The organism is Deltaproteobacteria bacterium HGW-Deltaproteobacteria-4 (assembly GCA_002841765.1).
Classification (GTDB): Bacteria; Desulfobacterota; Desulfuromonadia; order Desulfuromonadales; family UBA2197; genus UBA2197.
Map to the genome: position 1 here is coordinate 58,550 of PHAV01000002.1, position 18,374 is coordinate 76,923.

General features: G+C 54.6%; 19 protein-coding genes. 12 read left to right on the plus strand and 7 right to left on the minus strand.

The window, feature by feature from the left end; genetic code table 11:
- The first annotated feature begins 28 nt into the window (after window positions 1-28).
- The 8 genes from CVU69_01665 (at window position 29) to CVU69_01700 (ending at window position 6,544) form a co-directional block, all read left to right on the plus strand.
- Window positions 29-625: a penicillin-binding protein activator LpoB gene (locus CVU69_01665; GenBank protein ID PKN13408.1), complete on the plus strand. Its 597-nt coding sequence runs from the start codon at window positions 29-31 to the stop codon at window positions 623-625.
- 6 nt (window positions 626-631) lie between these two features.
- A complete protein-coding gene (locus tag CVU69_01670; GenBank protein PKN13409.1) occupies window positions 632-1,132 on the plus strand; it encodes a hypothetical protein in 501 nt (166 codons plus the stop codon).
- A gap of 257 nt (window positions 1,133-1,389) precedes the next feature.
- Window positions 1,390-2,013: a DNA polymerase III subunit epsilon gene (locus CVU69_01675; GenBank protein ID PKN13410.1), complete on the plus strand. Its 624-nt coding sequence runs from the start codon at window positions 1,390-1,392 to the stop codon at window positions 2,011-2,013.
- A 69-nt stretch (window positions 2,014-2,082) separates the two neighbouring features.
- Window positions 2,083-2,424: an alkylphosphonate utilization protein gene (locus CVU69_01680; GenBank protein ID PKN13411.1), complete on the plus strand. Its 342-nt coding sequence runs from the start codon at window positions 2,083-2,085 to the stop codon at window positions 2,422-2,424.
- 412 nt (window positions 2,425-2,836) lie between these two features.
- On the plus strand, window positions 2,837-4,051 hold the full coding sequence (locus tag CVU69_01685; GenBank protein PKN13412.1) for a polysulfide reductase: 1,215 nt from the start codon (window positions 2,837-2,839) through the stop codon (window positions 4,049-4,051).
- Between the two features lie 61 nt (window positions 4,052-4,112).
- The gene (locus CVU69_01690) at window positions 4,113-4,865 is read left to right on the plus strand and encodes a twin-arginine translocation pathway signal protein (GenBank protein PKN13413.1); all 753 of its coding nucleotides are present in this window, start codon (window positions 4,113-4,115) and stop codon (window positions 4,863-4,865) included.
- A gap of 33 nt (window positions 4,866-4,898) precedes the next feature.
- Window positions 4,899-5,273, plus strand: coding sequence for a hypothetical protein (locus tag CVU69_01695; GenBank protein PKN13414.1), 375 nt, complete (start codon window positions 4,899-4,901; stop codon window positions 5,271-5,273).
- Between the two features lie 353 nt (window positions 5,274-5,626).
- On the plus strand, window positions 5,627-6,544 hold the full coding sequence (locus CVU69_01700) for a LysR family transcriptional regulator (protein PKN13415.1): 918 nt from the start codon (window positions 5,627-5,629) through the stop codon (window positions 6,542-6,544).
- 37 nt (window positions 6,545-6,581) lie between these two features.
- Here CVU69_01700 and CVU69_01705 read toward each other — a convergent pair whose 3' ends face one another.
- The 6 genes from CVU69_01705 to CVU69_01730 all read right to left on the minus strand — a co-directional run bounded on the left by CVU69_01705 (window position 6,582) and on the right by CVU69_01730 (window position 10,595).
- Window positions 6,582-7,280, minus strand: a complete 699-nt coding sequence (locus CVU69_01705; GenBank protein ID PKN13416.1) for a cytochrome C biogenesis protein — start codon at window positions 7,278-7,280, stop codon at window positions 6,582-6,584.
- A 15-nt stretch (window positions 7,281-7,295) separates the two neighbouring features.
- Window positions 7,296-7,721, minus strand: coding sequence for a thioredoxin (locus tag CVU69_01710; protein PKN13417.1), 426 nt, complete (start codon window positions 7,719-7,721; stop codon window positions 7,296-7,298).
- A 32-nt stretch (window positions 7,722-7,753) separates the two neighbouring features.
- Entirely contained in the window at window positions 7,754-7,987 is a 234-nt protein-coding gene (locus CVU69_01715; protein ID PKN13418.1) for a thioredoxin family protein, read from the minus strand.
- 64 nt (window positions 7,988-8,051) lie between these two features.
- On the minus strand, window positions 8,052-9,374 hold the full coding sequence (locus CVU69_01720; GenBank protein PKN13419.1) for a hypothetical protein: 1,323 nt from the start codon (window positions 9,372-9,374) through the stop codon (window positions 8,052-8,054).
- Window positions 9,375-9,432: 58 nt separating this feature from the next.
- Complete coding sequence (locus CVU69_01725) at window positions 9,433-9,765, minus strand: transcriptional regulator (protein PKN13420.1); 333 nt, start codon at window positions 9,763-9,765, stop codon at window positions 9,433-9,435.
- A 107-nt stretch (window positions 9,766-9,872) separates the two neighbouring features.
- Complete coding sequence (locus CVU69_01730; protein PKN13421.1) at window positions 9,873-10,595, minus strand: hypothetical protein; 723 nt, start codon at window positions 10,593-10,595, stop codon at window positions 9,873-9,875.
- 200 nt (window positions 10,596-10,795) lie between these two features.
- On the opposite strand from CVU69_01730, the gene CVU69_01735 reads away from it, so the two are divergent.
- The 4 genes from CVU69_01735 to CVU69_01750 are packed head-to-tail and all read left to right on the plus strand — an operon-like array spanning window position 10,796 to window position 17,120.
- The gene (locus CVU69_01735) at window positions 10,796-11,215 is read left to right on the plus strand and encodes a hypothetical protein (protein ID PKN13422.1); all 420 of its coding nucleotides are present in this window, start codon (window positions 10,796-10,798) and stop codon (window positions 11,213-11,215) included.
- A 52-nt stretch (window positions 11,216-11,267) separates the two neighbouring features.
- Window positions 11,268-12,644 (plus strand): hypothetical protein, encoded by a 1,377-nt coding sequence (locus CVU69_01740; GenBank protein PKN13423.1) that lies wholly within the window; start codon window positions 11,268-11,270, stop codon window positions 12,642-12,644.
- A gap of 9 nt (window positions 12,645-12,653) precedes the next feature.
- The gene (locus CVU69_01745) at window positions 12,654-14,006 is read left to right on the plus strand and encodes a hypothetical protein (protein ID PKN13424.1); all 1,353 of its coding nucleotides are present in this window, start codon (window positions 12,654-12,656) and stop codon (window positions 14,004-14,006) included.
- Between the two features lie 9 nt (window positions 14,007-14,015).
- Complete coding sequence (locus tag CVU69_01750) at window positions 14,016-17,120, plus strand: CusA/CzcA family heavy metal efflux RND transporter (protein PKN13425.1); 3,105 nt, start codon at window positions 14,016-14,018, stop codon at window positions 17,118-17,120.
- A 3-nt stretch (window positions 17,121-17,123) separates the two neighbouring features.
- On the opposite strand, the gene CVU69_01755 is transcribed toward CVU69_01750, so the two are convergent.
- Complete coding sequence (locus tag CVU69_01755; GenBank protein ID PKN13426.1) at window positions 17,124-18,362, minus strand: FAD-dependent oxidoreductase; 1,239 nt, start codon at window positions 18,360-18,362, stop codon at window positions 17,124-17,126.
- Between the last annotated feature and the right edge of the window lie 12 nt (window positions 18,363-18,374).

The window sequence follows — 18,374 nt, forward strand, 5'->3', positions numbered from 1 at the left end:
TTAATTACCCGAAGATAGGAGAACACCAATGAAGAGAATTTTTTCAGGCTGCACGCTACTCCTCCTGCTGGCGCTGATCGCCGGTTGTGCTTCGAAGGTTCAGTACGGCGATGCCGGGTCGGCGAAACCGCTGAGTGTGGAGTTTGGTTCTTCGGATTTGCAGCAGATCGGCGAAGCGATGGTCGATTCACTCTTGACCTTCCCGCCGATTGTCGAGATGACCGCACAGCGGCGGCCGGTGATTGCCGTCGATAGAGTCAAGAACAAGACCATGCAGCATATCGATACTGAATCGATCACTGACTCGATTCGTACCAAGCTGATCCGTTCCGGCAAGTTTCGCTTTATTGATCGCACCACTGATGACGCTGCCATTGAAGAATTGACGATTCAGCAGGAGAGCGGTCTGGTCGATCCCAAGACGGCTGTCGACTTTGGCCAGCAGATCGGCGCCGAGTTTTTGCTGACAGCTAACTTTTCGGAAATCCGGCAGAAACAGGGGAACATCACCGACACCTACTATAAATTCACCATGAACCTGAAGAATCTCAGGACCGGGATTCTCGAATGGTCCGATGAAAAGGAAATCCGCAAAACCTTTAAAAGATCGACTTTCGGAGGGTAATTTATCATGCGCCGGATTCTTCACCACGCTGGATTTCTGGCCCTGCTTATTCTCCTCTCCGCCTGCTCGGTCCCGGTCAGTCGCATGGCTATGCAGGAAAAGACTGCCATTGACACCGAGACCGGTATTACCTGGATGAAAAATGCCAACCTCGCCAATAAGCCTCTCCCCTGGCGGGCCGATGACAATGTCTATGCCTTCATTCAGAATCTCAACAAAAGCACCTTCGCCGGTTATGCCGACTGGAGGGTTCCGACCCGTGACGAGATGAACGACCTCCTCAAATATGCCAAAAAGGTCGGGAAGTACAAGGTCGAGAAGGTTGAAACTTGGCCTTATCTGGCTCTGCGCAATCTTGGTTACGAGGATGTCAAAGATTACGGCTACTGGACCTCGACCCGCGAATCGAACAGTGAAATGTATATCGCCGATTTTGCGACCGGCAAAGTCACCGTTAAACCGGAGGATAAACTCTATTATCTCTGGCCGGTCCGCGGCGGGCGTTAAGATTCATCTGCACAGGAATGAGAAGGGCACGGAAACCAAAATTTTCCGTGCCCTTCTTTATGAACCTGGAAAAGCTGTTGCACACGGATGACACGGATATAACGGATAAGAGACGGATTAATCTAAGGAATAAAGCTCCAGCTGTTTAAATCCGTGAAAATCCGTATCATCAGATTTTATCCGTGTGAAAATATTTTTGTGTTTGAACCTGCAGAGGCCAGAGGAATAATCGGGAAAATGGAGATTTAGCGGAGATTATGGGCAATTACAGCGTGGTGGTACTCGACTTCGAAACCACCGGTCTTTCCCCGGATTATGGGGATCGGGCCATTGAAGTCGGTGCAGTTCTCCTTCAAGATAATCGGATCGTTGACCGATTCCAGAGCCTGATGAATCCGGAGATGAGGGTCACCAGCTTCATCGAGGAGTACACCGGCATCACCAACAAGATGCTCGCCGGCGCCCCGTCCATCGCCGAAGCAATGGGGAAGTTTGCCAAGTTCATGGCCGGTCACCACTTGGTGGCCCACAACGCCAGCTTCGACCGGCGCTTTCTTGACGCTGAATTGCGGCGCATCAATAAGGAGCGCCGCCAGGAATTCGCTTGTTCTCTGCTCCTTGCCCGTCGTCTTTATCCTGAGGCGCCGAGTCACCGTCTGGAGACCCTGGTCAGATACAAGAATCTCGTCACCAACGGCGTCTATCATCGGGCCCTGGCCGATGCGGAGATGACCGCCCATCTCTGGATCAGCATGGTCAGTGACCTCAAGGACAACTTCAAGTTCAGCCAAGTCCCCTTTGCGCTGATGCAGCAGTTGGCCAAGGTGCCGAAAGCCGCCGTGCCGGGTTTTTTGCGAAAAATTGCTGCGGAGCAGTGCTGAAAGTTATTCAACCAGCGGAAAAGCTCTTAAGTTCACAACCTCATTTCATCATCAATACATAGGAGCCCCATGACTACTCTCCCCCCCTGCCCAGCCTGCAAATCCACCTACACTTACGAAGACGGCAGCATGCTCATCTGTCCGGAATGTGCCCATGAATGGTCCAGCGCCGTGGCAGGCGTACCAGTCGAGGTGAAAAAGGTGGTGCGCGACGCCCACGGTAACGAACTGAACGACGGCGACGCAGTGACGGTGATCAAGGACCTAAAGATCAAGGGCTCGTCACTGGTCGTCAAGGTCGGCACCAAGATTCGGAATATCCGTCTCGTCGACGGCGACCACGACATCGACTGCAAGATAGACGGTATCGGCGCGATGGGGCTGAAGTCGGAATTCGTCAAGAAGAGCTAACGAGACCGATCGATGGATAAGGATCAACGCTTTAAATGGCGTAATAAATAATTTTCTTAAAAATACGTGCTGCTGTTGCTTCTTATTATGAGTAAATATCAGGGGTGTGTAGATTTTTATGCCGGCAAGAAAAGGGTAAGTCATTTCACGGCTTCTCACAAATAAACAGACCGGCAAATTTTTAAGATGAAAATCTTCGTAAAAGAATTTTGTAATGAACAGCTAAAAGTCTAAATTTGTTTGTTAATTCCTGAAAAAATTCAGTTTATCTTGAGGAGCATTGTTCTTGCCATATTGATTATTTACTGATATAAGAGGCGCTGTAAACTCGCCTAGAGAATAATTCTGCAACAATTCGCAACAATTTTGCATCATTTTGCAACAAAAATAATACGAAAAGAGGAAGTCGTTTATGTCAAAAGGTGCAGCACCAACCGAGTGGAGCCTTAATTCTCTGGAAGCGGCATTGGTAGGACGTTTCAAGTCAGCAAGTAGCGGGTACTACATTGCTCTGTTTGTCACCGGTCTGCTGTTTTTGGCTGGATTGGCGGCAGGATTACATGCAACGATCATGGGTCACGATTTGTTTTATAATACAACCCGTGAAATCCCATGGGGAATCCTGATATCGGCGTATGTCTTTTTCGTCGTTACCTCCACCGGTCTCTGTCTTGTCTCATCAATCGGACATGTCTTCGGCTTCAAGGATTTTATGCCGATTGCCAAACGATCGGTCTTCCTCTCTATTATCACCATCCTCTCAGGCTTTTTTATTATTGCGTTCGAAATTAAAATCCCTTGGCGGATGGCTATTTACAACGTCATTTCGCCGAATCTTCTTTCAAATATCTGGTGGATGGGTACCCTCTACGGGATCTATCTGGTCTTCATGTTTGCCGAATTTATCTTTCTTAATCTTAACAAGCACAAGCCTGCGGTGATCTGCGGATTTGCTGGTTCAGTTGCAGGCATCACGGCCCACAGTAACCTCGGAGCAGTTTTCGGACTTCTGATGGGCCGGGAATTCTGGCATGGACCTTTTATGCCAATTTACTTCATCACATCAGCTATGATGACCGGTTGTGCGGTTATCATTTTCTTCCATTACCTCGCCTACAAAGTAAACAATGAAAAGATGGATCTTGCAATGAAGCGCAACCTCGAAGTTACTTCCAACTTAGGGGTGTTGCTTATTCTCATCATCACATTTTTCACTGTCTGGAAGACGCTTGGTGGCTTGGCCGGCAATCCAGCAGGTAAATACGAGTCGATCATGGCCTTAATTGCAGGCCCATACGCCATTAATTTCTGGGTGTTTGAAATCGGGATGGGAATGATTATTCCTCTCGCGCTCTTCTATTTCTCCAAGGGGAGAAATCTGATGATGATGTTCATTGGTTCTGCATCGATGATCATCGGTATTTTTGTCATGCGCTATGATTTGGTAATAGTTGGCCAGATCCTGCCGGTTTATCACGAACTCGGCGTCAATGAATACAAGCATATGCTCTCCTATTTCCCTTCGCTTTATGAAATTATCATAACCGTTAGCGGCTTTGCCTTGACAGCATTCCTTTTCCTTCTTGGCGAAAAGGTTTTTGCCGGGCATAAAGATACGGAGCACTGAGAAAGCGCACAGCGCCTGTTCAGCAATCAAACTTATTTTTATTCTGTAAAGGGGTTGTGATATGTCCAACAAAAATGATCTATCCGCACTTAAAAATGAAGGTTTGGAAAATGTGTCGATGCAGGAGCGTCGGGACTTTTTGAAGATGGGGCTGGTCATCACTGGAATTGTAGCCGGTGGTACAATGTTCTCAGCGGTATCAGGGGGTAACAAGGTTTTTGCCTCAGCGGCTGAATATAAAGAAAAATATCCGTATAAACCGCATTACGCTATGATTATCCGTCAGAATCTCTGCATTGATTGCGAACTCTGCGTTGGGGCTTGTGCCAAGACCAATCATGTCCCGGCAGAAGGATATCGGACACGCATTCTTCAGCGGGATATGCCTGAGGCGGTTGGTCAGAACAGAGAGTTTATTGCGGTTCTCTGTAACCAGTGCAATATTCCCCAATGTGTTCGGGTTTGTCCAACCAGAGCAACCTATAAGGACAAGGCTAATGGTATCGTCCAGATGGACACCAAAAAGTGCATCGGTTGTCTCACCTGTCAGGAAGGTTGTCCCTATAACGCACGGTATTTCAGTGAAGAGAAGCACGCCGTCGACAAGTGTAACTTCTGCTGGGATACAAAGTTGTCTAAGGGTGACAAGCTGACTGCTTGCGTAGAAGCCTGCCCCACTGGCACCAGGACTTTCGGGGATCTTTCTGACCCCAGTAGTGTTGCTTACAAATGGGTCCATCAACTGGAAAAGACCATCTGGGTTCTTCGTCCGGAAGCAGGGACTAAGCCGAATGTATTTTACACCAGGGGCTAATTGAATAAATTGTCTGAAAAGGGGTATTTGAATATGTATAAGAAATTTTTATTTGTTGCGGCTATAGGTATCTCCTTCGCGATTGGCGCTGCTCAAGGGATTGGATATGCTGATGAAACGCCGGACGATATAATTTATACAAAGCCACTGAAGTCGGTTACTTTTTCCCATAAAGACCATGTAGAAAAAAATGGCCTTTCCTGTGACATGTGTCATGACGATATTTTCCAGATGGACGCACTTTCCGTTCAGAATGAGCCTGACTTTACCATGGCGGGACTAGCTGCGGGGAAATGGTGCGGCGCTTGTCATGATGGTTCAACGGCCTTCGACTCTGATAGCCGTTGCGCCTCCTGTCATTCCGGGGTCAAAGGTCTCCCCGAGGCGAAACAAGAGAGCCATAAATAATTCATACGTAAATCTTGAAAAAACCGGGCACATTGTTGATGTGCCCGGTTTTTTTTATTAACAGCGTTAGACAGTTTAATGGTCCGGTTATTTGTAGCACACGCGTAGAGCTGCCGCAATTCAGCACGGTTCAGGTATTTTCCCCCTCACCAAATTTTCTCATCGCAATAACGCCTTCCTGCCATATCTATTCCCATAGCACTTCTTACTTCGCATATGCATCGATGTGCTATATGGTCGAAAATTCTGTTAAGTCAACAGGCTTCCATGGTAGGGTAAATAATGATTCTTATGGGGCCATTAATAAGTCTAATGCACCTCATTAAATATCACTCTTGCAAGGAAGTTAATGAATGGAAACACGCTACCTGAAAACTCTGCTGAAAGTGGTTGAAACCGGCAGCTTTTCCAAGGCCGCCGAACTGCTGCATCTCACCCAGTCGGCTGTGTCGCAGCGCATCAAATTTCTTGAAGAATATTTCGGGCATCAACTTCTGGATCGTTCAGGTAACGAGCTTGTCTCCACCGAGGCAGGGCGCTTGATTCTGGCGCGGGCAGAAGTCGTGGTGGCGCAGGAACGGGAGATGGTAGAGGACCTGAAGCGTCTCGGCCAGATTAAGCGCCTGTCTCTGTGCTGTACGCCAACGTTCGGCATGGCTTATCTGCCGGTGGTCCTCAATGACTTCATTTTGCAAAATGCCGACCTTGCTGATCTCAAGTTCATCTTTCAGCAGCCTCACCAGGCGATTAAAGGTGTTCAGGAAAACGATTATGATCTGGCCATCATCGAACACTGCGACAATCTCGATCTTTCGACCTTCCAGATGCATTCTCTGCCCATCGATGAACTGGTCTTTGTCAGTGCGCCGCATTTGGGCTTGCCCGCCGGAAGTGTGGACCTGAACAGCCTGCTCTCCTTCCGTCTCTATGCCAGGCACGACGGATGCAGTTCCAAGCAGTTATTGCTGAGTAATCTGGCGGCCTGTGGCAAGGAGGCTACGGACTTCCACAGTGTCTTCATCTCTGACGACCTCCGCTTTACCCTGGAGGCGGTTCTTGCAGGGCATGGTATCTCCTTCGTCTCGCGCAGTCTGGTTGCTGCCCAGTTGAAGTGTGGCAGTCTTCTGGCCCACCAGGTACCCAAATTTCAACACACCCGTTTGCGAACCCTCTTTTACCCCAGTGCCAGAAGAGCTGATCCCCTCCTGCAAAAGTTCATTACCTGTGTGCAGACAGTTTTCGATACTAATACCAAGAGTCAGGCAAGTTGAAGAGGGTTTTACCCTCTAATTTGACCGCGCGCAAATATCAAGGGGTTGAGTAAATCATCCACACCCCGCCGAAGATCACCAATACACCACAGACCTTTTTCAGTAGCAGCGCCCCCTTGGAACGCTCTGTCCAGTCAAGATAACGCTGAATCGCTCCAGTGAAAGTACCGGCCAGGACGATAACGGAGCAATGACCGACGCCGTAGGCGAGCAGCAGTGCCGCGCCGAAGAGCATGCGGTCGGTGCCCAGACTGAAAGTGACCCCCAACATCGGTGCCAGAAAGGCAAAGGTACAGGGCCCGAGAGCAATGCCGAAGATAAGGCCGAGAAGAAAGGCGGCCATCAGGCCTTTGCGCGCCATGCCGACCGGACTTGGCCCTGCCCAGGGGAGGGGGATCAGGTCGAGCAGATGCAGGCCGACGACAAAGAAGATCAGCGCCACTAGCCAGTTTCCCCAGGGACCGACATCCCCGAGCATCCGCCCGGTGGCGGCCGTGAGCAGGCCGACCAAGGCGATGGTCAGTAAAATGCCGACGGAGAAGAGGGAGGAGATGAGGAAGGCTCGGCCGGTGTTCATCCGTCCCTGGCCGTCGATGAAGCCGACAATCAGGGGAATACTGGCCAGATGACAGGGGGAAAGGACGATACTCAGGACCCCCCAGGCGGTCGCCGCTGCCAAGGCGACGAACGGTGCGCCGGTGACGGCATGGTTGAGAGCGGTAAAGATTGTTTCCACGGACCGGCCTCCTGGCTACTTGCTAAAATCGTAGCCGAGCTTCTTCCAGGTGGCAAGGATGTCTTCCTTGCCGATGAAACCGCTCCGTCGGTGAAGCTCCTTGCCCGCACCATCATAAAAAATCTGCGTCGGAATCATTTGTACTCCATAGAGGGCCGCTTCTTCCCGGTGCTTCCAGACATCGATGAATTCCACTTCGAAACGTCCAGTATAGTCTTTTTTCAACTCGGCCAGAATCGGCGCCATGGCCACGCAGGGGACACACTTGTCAGCCCCGAGATCGACCAGGCGGGGAAGACCGCTCGCTGCCTTGCTGACAGGGCTGTTGGCCGGGCTCTCCGCCTTGCTGCAGGCGGCCAAGGAGAGAAAGAGTAAAATGATGCAGGCCGGAATGAGGAAGCGCTGAACGGTTCTGCCGACAAAGAAACGGGAGTGGTACATAGCGATCTGCCTTTCTACGGGGAAGGAGAATGTCAGCGCAACAGTTTTACTATTTCATCGGCAGACAAGAGTTTCCCCTGCGATAAGACCTTGCCGTCCACTGCCAGTCCCGGCGTGGTCATTATCCCGAATTTCATAATGTCATTGATGGCAGTGATCTTCTCCATTTCATAGGGAAGGCCGAGAGTCTCGGCGGCGGTCTTGGTATTTTCCATTAATTTTTGGCACTTGGCACAGCCGGAGCCGAGGATCTGGATCTTTTTCATCTTTTTCTCCTGTGGTTGGTGTGGTGGAACGGTTTACGCTGCATGTATAGCCGTGCAGCGAGGATCAAAACAGCGCACCGTAAATCATCCCCGCAGCTGTCGACATGACGATCACTAACGAAACAAATACGACGGTTTTCCGCGTCCCCATGACGCTGTGAATGACCAGCATGCTCGGCAGCGACAGCGCCGGTCCGGCCAGCAGCAGCGCCAGTGCCGGCCCCTTGCCCATACCGGAACCGATTAGCCCCTGCAGGATCGGCACTTCCGTCAGGGTGGCGAAGTACATAAAGGCGCCGACCACCGCCGCAAAAAGGTTGGCCTGCAGGGAGTTTCCGCCGACCAGGCCGGCAATCCAGCCGGAGGGGATCAGCCCTTCATGGCCGGGACGGCCGAGGAGAGCCCCGGCGATGAGCACGCCGAACAACAGCAGCGGCAGAATTTTTTTGGCGAAATCCCAACTGGCGGAAAACCAGTCACTCAGCTCGCTGTCATCCTCAGTCGGCGCGGTTGAGGTCAAAACCGAGAGACCGATGGCGCCGGCAATAAAGGGGAGGAGGGGATAGTCCGGCAGGGCCAGCGCCAGCACCACCACCGGCAGGGCCGCGATCATCATCACCCACTTCTTGACCTTGAACCAGGCCACCAGGATCAGGGCCAGCGCCAGGGCGAAGAGGGCGGTCAGATTCCACTTAGCCGCGTAGATGCTGTGCCACAGACCCCTGTCGCTGCCCGGTTGTCCCCAGTTGGCAAAGACCAGGATGCCGACCATGGCCGCGAAGTACAGTGCGTTCTGCCAGAGGGGGCGGGACACTGCCGGTTCGGGCATGGCGGCTGCCGCGGTCAGTTTTTCCGCTTCCTCGCGGCGAAAAATGAAGTGCATGGCCAGACCGATGAGCACGGCAAAGACAACAGCCCCCACTCCACGGGCGATGCCCATCTCCGGGCCGAGGACGACGCCGGTCAAGACGATGGCGAGGATGTTGATGGCCGGACCCGAGTAAAGGAAGGCACTGGCCGGTCCGAGGCCTGCGCCCATGCGGTAGATGCCGGCGAAGAGCGGCAGGATGGTGCAGGAGCAGACGGCCAGGATCGTCCCTGACACCGAGGCGACGCCATAAGCCATTGTCTTGTTGGCCTTGGGGCCAAGATACTTCATCACCGCTGCCTGGCTGACGAAGACTCCGACGGCGCCGGCAATGAAGAAGGCCGGAACCAGACAGAGCAACACATGTTCCTGCGCATACCAGCGGGCAAGATACAGGGCCTCCCATAGACTTTGCGGCAAGCGCATCTGTAACTGCAGCCATTCCAGCGGCAGGTAATAGATGGCGATGAAAGCGGTAACCATCACCGCCAGCGGTTTCCATTCTTCCTTCCAGTTCATTGCGTCGTCCGAAGTTAATGGTTATTTGGCTTAATTGCCAAGTTTTTTGATATTAAAACTAGTGCCCGACGGCCTCCAGGGAGGCGGCATGCTCCTTTGCCCGGTTCTGCAATACTGATTCAACGCAGCCGAAGAAGTTCAGGATGCAGGGGACCCGCAACCGATAGAAGACCTGATTGCCGCGCTTATCATCGCGGACAATACCTGCCTGTTTTAGTACGGAGAGGTGTTTGGACACGGTAGAGATATCGGCGCCGATCATCGCGGTCAGGTCGCAGACGCAACGTTCTTCTTTTTCCAATTCTTCGATGATAAAGAGTCGGGTCGCATGGGCCATGGCTTTGAGCACCCGTGCGCGGGCTTCGAGATAGGCTTTGCGTTGTTCGAGCATGGATAAGTCTCCTTGGTAGATATTTGGCATTTTAGCCAAATAGCCAAGCAATGCAAGAAAAAATATCAACCTTGAGTAGTCGGCAAAGTTTTTTCGCGCCGATGGCCCTAAAAGTTGGCTACCAGGGCAACACTGACAATACTGTCGGTCTTGGTCAGCCCCGCGACCGGCTGGTTGTCATATTTCACCAGATAAGCGGTCTTCATGGAGAAATTGCTGTTCAAGGCCGATATTAGGGCCGTTTCACTATTAAACAGCCAGTTTTTGGAATCGTCAAAGTCCGGTAAATACTCGATGCTCTGGGTGAATTTGTTGGCGTCATTGAACAGATAGGCGTACTGAGCGAATAGTCGCCCGCCTAGATATTCATTATCATTGCCAGCGGTGTCTTCTTCCTGGGTGTAGGTCAATCCGGCTTCTCCGACCAAAAAGCTTTTCGGACCGTCAAAGAATTTGTAGCCGCTGCCGAGCCCGTAAACATAACGGCTATCTATTCCGGAGAATTTATCCTGGAACCACCCGGCACTGGCAAAATAAAAGAGTCGACTTGTTTGGGCATAATCGCTGCGAAACTCGGTCATATAGGCCTCAGCATTTTTGACGCCATCAGTCTTGCCATACAAGCCCTGCAGCTTCCAACTCCCTGAAAAACGCTCGGAAAATGGAACTTTCAAGAGATTTTTTGCGGATAAAGTCGTCACTTTGCTGTTGCCGTTGGTACTGACAAAGGAAAGTTCAGCTTCGTCAGTCCAGGTTTTTTCTGCTGCGTCAACATTGTTGATCAGGAAAACTCCGGTCAATAACAATAATCCGGCACATAAATGTCTCATCTTGCTCTCCTTTGTCCTTGAGTAATGAAGTAGGCCATGGTCGCACTGTTGCCGGCCTTTACATGACTTTACATGAAGATAATCGAAGCTGGTCGATTTGCAAGGACTTGCCCCCGTTAGTTGAGAGGAGACAGGTGCGAGTACGGTTTGACTCTGTTTCTGAGCCCATGCTATAAGTTCAACATTCACTGTGAGGTCGTATGCGTCAGTCGTCCATGAAAATAATCATTTTACTGCAGGTATTTTTTTACCTCCTCGGCGGGAATGCGACGACGAACGGCCTTGCTTGGTGCCTGAGCGCTGATGGTCATGCCCATGTGGTGATTTCTGCCGATTGTGTCACCGAACCGAAGGTTCAAGGAGAGCTTTCCTGTACCACAACAGCTCACACCGGGGTTGAGTGTCGGCACTTCCCCATCACTTCACCTCATGCCAGCAGCGTCGCCTCAGCAGAAAAAGTTGAATCGGACAAAGTTGTCACCATAAAGCCGCCAGGTTTTGATACGACCTTGCGTTGCCTCGCGGCTTCTGTTTATCTGCAAACCCCATTCCCCGCTTTTGTAGAACTTCCGCGTGCCGTGGCACTTGATGCCCTCCGTTCGATAGTCCTGGTTATTTAAAACTTCCCCTTCTCCAGTTGATGGTCATTTCTCACTCAGGGACTCAGTCTCTGTGCGGGATTTCTGTGTCTGCTTTCCCTCCCTGATTTTCGGAGTCATCCTGATGTCTACCAAGACCCTCTTTATTGCCGGGGCCGTCCTTGGGTTGCTGGTAACGCCTATGGTCCATGCCCTCGCCGCCGCACCGGCGGTCAACGAACCGGATTTGTCGGTAAATTCTTCGTCTTCAGCCGCGCTGCTTAGCTTACCGGCCGTACTCGAACGCGCCTTGCAAACCAGCCCGGAGCTGAGCGCTTATACTGAGGAAACCCGTGCCCGCGCGGCGGAAATTTCCCAAATCGCCCGTTTCATTAACCCCGAACTCGCAATCGAATTGGCGAATGTTGCCGGCAGTGGCGCCTACAGCGGCTTCGATGTTGCTGAGACGACGCTGCAGCTGAGCCAGCAGATTGAGCTTGGCAACAAACGGCAGTTGCGCCGCGGCCTAACCGAACTGGAGCATGATCGTGCTCTGCGTGCCCTGGAGGTCGCCAGAATGGACGTGCAGGCGCGCATTGCCCGGCATTTCTGGATGCTGCTTGGCGCGCAGGAGCGCCTCACACTTGCTGATGAACAGGTCGCTTTGGCGACACAGACGTTGGCGGTTGTCGAGGAGAAGATCGCGGCCGGCCGGGCTCCGAACGTGGAAAAGTATCGTTTCCAATCTGCTTTGGCCGAGGCCCGTTTGGACAGAGAGAAGGCGATGCTGACGCTGACCTCGACACGACAGACCCTGGCTGAGAATCTTGGCTTTGAAGAGGTGGAGCTGGGCCGGGCCGTGGGTGATTTGAGCCGCCTGCCACTGCTGCCCGCCTATGCCGAAATTCAAGCGCAGCTGGGGCAAAGCCCGGAGATCGCGCGCCGGCAACTGGAGAGCGAAGCGAAACGTCGTGATCTCGCTTTGGCTCGGGCCAACCGTCTCGTCGACCCGACCCTCGCTCTTGGTCTGCGTCATTACAATGAATCCGACGATAACGCTTTGATCTTCGGCTTTTCCCTGCCTCTCCCCCTCTTTGACCGCAATCAAGGGAATGTTCAGGCTGCCACGCATCGTCTGGCGGCGGCGCAGGCACAGGAAGTCAGTGGATTGATCCAGGGCCGCGCCGGCTTGACCGAGAGTTGGCAATCCCTCGCCGCCAGTACGGCTGAAGCGCAGGTATTACGAGAGCAGATCATCCCCTCGGCACAGCAAACCTACGAGGCCGCCAGCTACGGTTATCAATCCGGAAAATTCGGGGTGCTGGAAGTACGGGATGCCCAGCGCAATCTGGTTGAGGTTCGAGGGCGTTACCTTGACGTGCTTCTGACGGCCCAACTGGCGGCGGTCGAACTGCAACAGATCCTCGGGCAGGCGCCGCTGTCCGGTAGAGATCAATTTGAGAAAGACTGAGGAATCATCATGAAGATAACGCGAATTGCTATAATTGTCGTCATGCTCGTCGCGGCCGCTGCCGGCGGCTGGTTTGCCGCTTCATCGCGGAGCCATAGTTCGTCACATGGGGAAGAACAGGAGCATGTTGCGGAGAGCAAGGCGGCCGATGATCACGATGATCACGACGAAGAAGAAGCCGGGGAGGATGGCCACGAAGGGCACGGCCATGGAGAGAAGCCAGAAGCCGGTGAATATTGTACGGAGCATCGGATGCTGGAAGCCGAAGATGCCCTGTGCAATCCGGATCTGATTATTCCACTCTTGCCGGGGCAAGGGGTCCTGGTGCGTTTAGGGACGCCGGAAGCGGCGGCGCGGGCCGGGGTGGCGGCGGTGCTGCCGCAAAAGGTGGCAAGTGCCACTGGTCCCGTCTTCCCGGCGCAGACAATTTACAGCCGCAACGGACTGGCGCAGGTTGCAGCCCTGACCTCGGGCGTGGTGCAACGGCTGCATGTCGATGTCGGAGCCGCGGTCATCAAGGGGCAGGTTCTCGCCGAAATCGCTTCGACGGAGGTTTCTGGCGCTCGCGCCGAATTATCGACGGCACAGAGTCGGCTGCACCTGGCCGAGACCGCATTGCGCCGGGAAGAGCAGCTCTTCGCCAAAGGGATCAGTGCTCAACAGGATGTTGAGGTGGCTCGTGCCGAGCAGGAAGCTGCCGCCGCGACGCTGGAGCAGGCTCGGCAAAGTCTCGCTCTCTATGGTGCCAGTGCCAAGGGGGGGAGCGGGTCGACTGTGGCACTGCGCTCGCCATTAACCGGAATCGTTGCAGAACGGAGCGTCGTTGCCGGGCAGTCGATCCTGCCGGAAACGCCCCTCTTCACCGTCGTCAATCTCGCCAGTATGGGGATCGAGTTGTCTCTTCCGGCCGATCGCATCGCCCTCGCCAAGGTCGGCGCGCCGATCGAGGCGCTCTTTGACGGCATGGAAGGGGAGCGCTTCACCGGGAAAGTCGTTCAGATTGCTCCTGCTCTCGACGGCCAGACGCGCCTGCTCAAGGTGTTGGCCGAAGTGGAAAATCCTCAGCAGCTGCTCAAGAGCGGTCTCTTTGGACAGGTCCGTCTCCTTGGGGCCGTAGCCGGCGAGGCTCTGGAGATCCCCGGCAATGCCGTGCAGATGATCGACGGCAAGCCCTTTGTCTTTATCGAACGGGAATCCGATCTCTTTGAGCTGCGCCGGGTGGCGACCGGACCGCGACGGGGGAAGTCGATTCTGGTCGAAGCCGGCCTGCAAGCAGAAGAAAAGGTGGTGGCAACGCAGGGCTTCGCCCTGAAATCCGAAGTGCTCAAGTCGCGTCTCGGCGCGTCCTGCGCCGATCACTAGGGGGCCGCCATGTTTGAACGCCTGATTGAATTCTCCCTGAGGAACCGCCTGCTGGTGGTCCTCCTCTTTGTCGTCACCTTTTGCGCCGGCGCCTGGTCGCTGCTGCACCTGCCGATCGATGCCTTCCCCGATACCACGCCGGTGCAGGTGCAGATCAATACCATCGCCCCGGCCCTCGGTCCGGAAGAGGTGGAAAGGCAGCTGACCATGCCGGTAGAACTGGCTGTTTCCGGTCTGCCTTCTCTCGTCAGCGTCCGTTCCATCTCCAAGTTTGGTCTTTCTCAGGTCGTCGCCACCTTTAGTGATGACATGCCGATCTACGATTCGCGACAGCTGATCATGGAACGACTCGCCGCAGTTGAATTGCCGCCGGGAATCGAACGCCCTGAACTCGGGCCGATCTCCACCGGTCTCGGCGAAGTCTTCCATTATCTCCTCCGTTCCGATAATCCGCAACGTACCCTCGACGAACTCCGGACCCTGCACGATTGGGTGGTGAAGCCGGAGTTGCGCAAAGTCGCCGGCGTTGCCGAGATTAATTCCTGGGGAGGGGTGGAGCGGCAGTATCACGTCATTGTCGCCCCCGAGTCGCTGATCAAATATGGTCTCACCCTCGGTGACATCAGTGAAGCCCTACAGGAAAATAACGCTAATGTTGGTGGTGGTCAGGTAATTACCGCCGGGCAGACTCTGCTGGTGCATGGCATTGGCCAGGTGACCAGCCTGGAAGAAGTCGGCGCCATCGTCCTGACCAGCCATAGCGGGGCCGCGGTGCGGGTGCGTGATGTTGCCGAAGTGCGCATCGACCACGAATTGCGCCGCGGTGCCGTCTCCGCGCAGGGGAAGGGGGAAGTCGTTCTCGGCCTCGGCTTCATGCTCATGGGGGAGAACAGCCGCGAAGTGACAACGGCGCTAAAAGAGCGTCTGGACAAGGTGCGTCAGGCGTTACCCGAAGACATTATTCTTGAAACCGTCTACGACCGCACCGAACTGATCGATCACGTGATTGAGACGGTGCAGCACAACCTCGTTGCCGGCGCGATTCTCGTCATCGCCATTCTCTTTCTCCTCCTGGGAAATCTGCGCGCCGGACTCCTGGTTGCTGCCGCCATCCCCATGTCGATGCTCTTTGCCACCCTCGGTATGGGGCAGATGGGGATTGCCGCCAGTCTCCTTTCGCTCGGAGCAATTGACTTCGGTATTCTCGTCGATGGTTCGGTGGTGATGACCGAGGCGAATCTGCGCGGATTGAACGAACGGCAGCTGCATCTCGGTCGCCCACTCACCGCGCAAGAACGGATGGCGTCAATTCTGGCGTCGAGTTGTCAGGTCGGGCGTCCGATCGCTTTCGGCATGGGGATCATCGCCCTGGTCTTTCTACCTGTCCTGACCCTGCAGGGGATCGAAGGGAAGATGTTTCAACCGATGGCGTGGACCTTTATTTTCGCCCTGTTGGGGGCGCTGCTGGTGGCGATCTTCCTGTCGCCGATCCTCTCTTTTCAGTTTTTGCCAAAAGAGGGCAAAGTGCACACAGGTTGGGCAGAAATCTGGCTCCAACGTCTCTACACTCCGGCTCTTGCCCGGGTGTTGCATTATCGTCGCCTGTCCCTGCTGGTAGCGGCGCTTTTGGTGATCGTCACCGGGGTTGTTGCCAGCCGGCTTGGCGGCGAGTTTCTGCCGCGGATGAGTGAAGGCTCTATCGTCGCCAGCGTCGTGCGTCTCGCCGGTGTCTCAGTCGATGAGTCGATGGCCTATAACCAGCAACTGGAAAAGTTGGTTCTGGAAAAATTCCCTGATGAAGTCAAAGCAGTCTGGAGCCGCCTGGGGAGTGCTGAGACCGCGACTGATCCGATGGGGACGGAACTGACGGACATCTTCATGTCCCTTTATCCTCGCGAGCACTGGACCAAGGCCAAGACACAATATGAGCTGGCCGCCGCCATCGAGAAGGAGATGGTCGGGCTCCCCGGTATTCGCGTCGTCTTCACCCAGCCGATCGAACTGCGGGTCAATGAAATGCTCTCGGGGATTCGTGGTGATGTCGGCATCAAGATCTATGGTGACGATTTCGAACAACTGGTGGCTCTCGGTGAGCAGGTGAAACAATCGATGGAGAAGGTACGTGGCGCTGCCGATGTGGCCGCCGAGCAGATCACCGGTCAGCCGACTTTGCAGATCAAGCTCGATCAGGAAAAGCTCGCCCGCTATAACGTTCCGGCCAAAGATGTCCTTGACGTCATCGCTGCGGTCGGCACTCCGCGGGTGGGCGAGGTCTTTGAGGGGGAGCGCTCTTTCCCGTTGGTCCTGCGCCTCCCCGATGACCGGCGCGAAGATGTCTCCGCCCTTGCCGCCACCCTGATTCCGACCCGGAACGGGGCGATTCTGCCGCTACGCGCCCTGGCAACGTTGAGCGAAGAGCAGCGCCCGTCAACGATCAATCGCGAGTGGGGCCGGCGATTGCTCAAGGTCTCGGTCAATGTTCGCGACCGCGATGTTGCTTCCTTTGTCGCCGAGGGACGGGAGAAAATCGCCCGGGAGGTCAAGCTGCCGCCCGGTTACTTTATGGAATGGGGCGGGCAGTTCGAAAATCTCGAACGTTCGCAAAAACGGCTGGCAGTGGTGGTGCCGCTGACTCTGCTCCTGATCTTTGTCCTTCTTTGGTTTAGTCTCAAGCGCTTGCGTGACGTTCTGATTATCTACACCGGCATCCCTCTCGCCGCTGTCGGCGGGGTCTTTGCCCTGTGGCTACGGGGCATTCCCTTTTCGGTCAGCGCCGCGGTCGGCTTCATCGCTCTGGCCGGTCTCGCGGTCCTCAACGGTCAGGTCCTGGTCGCTGCGATCCGGACTTTTTATGCCAACGGAGAGACTTTGGCGGATGCCGTGGTCAAAGGTGCCCGACAACGTTTGCTGCCGGTCGTCGCCACGGCCTCCGTCGCTGCCGCCGGTTTTCTGCCGATGGCTCTTTCGACCGGAGTTGGTGCTGAAGTGCAGCGGCCCCTCGCAACGGTCGTTATCGGCGGGGTCCTGACCTCGACCCTTCTCACCCTCTTTGTGTTGCCGGCGTTCTATCTATTGCTGGATAGGAAAAAGTCAACTAACGACTCAACCCTTTAACAATCATTTGCGTTTGGTGATTAACCGTACCTGGCGCTCATGAAACCAGTAGTACCAGACCCAGTTGAGCATGACGACGATCCGGTTGCGAAAGCCGATCAGGTAGTAAAGGTGGAGAAGGAGCCAGACCAGCCAGGCGAGATAACCGCGAAAGTGCAGGCCGAAGGCGCTGGCGACGGCCGCATTGCGGCCGATGGTCGCCATACTCCCCCGGTCGTGGTAGTGAAAGGGAGGCAGTGTTTTCTTCATTTCCCGGGCGAGGATCGCTTTACCGGCGTAGCGACCCATCTGCATGGCGACCGGGGCGGTCATGGGAAGGACCGCCCCGTCCTGTTCGAGCCATGCCATGTCGCCGATGATAAAAACCTCAGGGTGATTGGGCAAGGTGAGGTCGGGTTGCACCGGGATGCGTCCGTTGGTTTTGGTCGCAACCCCCAAGTTAGCCGTGAGGGGAGCGGCTTTGACTCCGGCCGACCAGAAAAGGGTGTGGGTGGGGATGACGGTGTTGTCGGCGAGGATGACGCGTTCGGCGTCGGCATCGACAACGCGGGTGTGGAGGTGGACCTCGACGGACATACGCTGCAATTTTTTCAGGGTATAGGCCTGCAACTCGGCGGGCATGGCGCTCAGCAGCTTGTCGCCGGCTTCGATCAGGACCACCCGTGCACTGGCAATGCTAAGTTCGGGGTAGTCTTTGGTGAGGACATAGTTGACCAGTTCGATGAGGGCACCGGCAAATTCGACCCCGGTCGGGCCGCCGCCGACGATAACAAAAGTCAGCAGCGCCCGCCTCCGTTCTGGATCCGTTTCATTAACAGCCCGCTCAAAGGCGGTAAGGATATGGTTGCGTAGTGTCTCGCCATCGGCCAGTTCTTTGAGATCGAAGGCATGGCGTTCGACGCTGTTCTGTCCGAAGTAGTTGGTGACGCTGCCGGCACCGACCAGCAGATAGTCGTAGGGAATGGGACCCTGATCGGTGCAGACGGTGCGTGCCGCAAGGTCGAAGCCGTTGACCTCGGTGAGATGAAAACGTGCCCCCGGCCAGTGGCGGGCCATGGCCCGCACCGAATAGGCGATCGATTCCTGTTCAAGTCCGGCCGTGGCAACCTGATAAAGGAGGGGCTGGAAGAGATGGTAATTATTCCGATCGATCAGTACGACCTCAAGTCCCTGATTCGTCAGAACCCGGGCGGCGTGGATGCCGCCAAATCCCATACCGACAATGATGACTCGTTTTTTCATGGGTAACCTGCA

Coding starts and splice junctions, on each gene's coding strand:
- CVU69_01665 (PKN13408.1), top strand. CDS start 29: ATGAAGAGAATTTTTTCAGGCTGCACGCTACTCCTCCTGCTGGCGCTG.
- CVU69_01670 (PKN13409.1), top strand. CDS start 632: ATGCGCCGGATTCTTCACCACGCTGGATTTCTGGCCCTGCTTATTCTC.
- CVU69_01675 (PKN13410.1), top strand. CDS start 1,390: ATGGGCAATTACAGCGTGGTGGTACTCGACTTCGAAACCACCGGTCTT.
- CVU69_01680 (PKN13411.1), top strand. CDS start 2,083: ATGACTACTCTCCCCCCCTGCCCAGCCTGCAAATCCACCTACACTTAC.
- CVU69_01685 (PKN13412.1), top strand. CDS start 2,837: ATGTCAAAAGGTGCAGCACCAACCGAGTGGAGCCTTAATTCTCTGGAA.
- CVU69_01690 (PKN13413.1), top strand. CDS start 4,113: ATGTCCAACAAAAATGATCTATCCGCACTTAAAAATGAAGGTTTGGAA.
- CVU69_01695 (PKN13414.1), top strand. CDS start 4,899: ATGTATAAGAAATTTTTATTTGTTGCGGCTATAGGTATCTCCTTCGCG.
- CVU69_01700 (PKN13415.1), top strand. CDS start 5,627: ATGGAAACACGCTACCTGAAAACTCTGCTGAAAGTGGTTGAAACCGGC.
- CVU69_01710 (PKN13417.1), bottom strand. CDS start 7,721: ATGTACCACTCCCGTTTCTTTGTCGGCAGAACCGTTCAGCGCTTCCTC.
- CVU69_01715 (PKN13418.1), bottom strand. CDS start 7,987: ATGAAAAAGATCCAGATCCTCGGCTCCGGCTGTGCCAAGTGCCAAAAA.
- CVU69_01720 (PKN13419.1), bottom strand. CDS start 9,374: ATGAACTGGAAGGAAGAATGGAAACCGCTGGCGGTGATGGTTACCGCT.
- CVU69_01725 (PKN13420.1), bottom strand. CDS start 9,765: ATGCTCGAACAACGCAAAGCCTATCTCGAAGCCCGCGCACGGGTGCTC.
- CVU69_01730 (PKN13421.1), bottom strand. CDS start 10,595: ATGAGACATTTATGTGCCGGATTATTGTTATTGACCGGAGTTTTCCTG.
- CVU69_01735 (PKN13422.1), top strand. CDS start 10,796: ATGCGTCAGTCGTCCATGAAAATAATCATTTTACTGCAGGTATTTTTT.
- CVU69_01745 (PKN13424.1), top strand. CDS start 12,654: ATGAAGATAACGCGAATTGCTATAATTGTCGTCATGCTCGTCGCGGCC.
- CVU69_01750 (PKN13425.1), top strand. CDS start 14,016: ATGTTTGAACGCCTGATTGAATTCTCCCTGAGGAACCGCCTGCTGGTG.
- CVU69_01755 (PKN13426.1), bottom strand. CDS start 18,362: ATGAAAAAACGAGTCATCATTGTCGGTATGGGATTTGGCGGCATCCAC.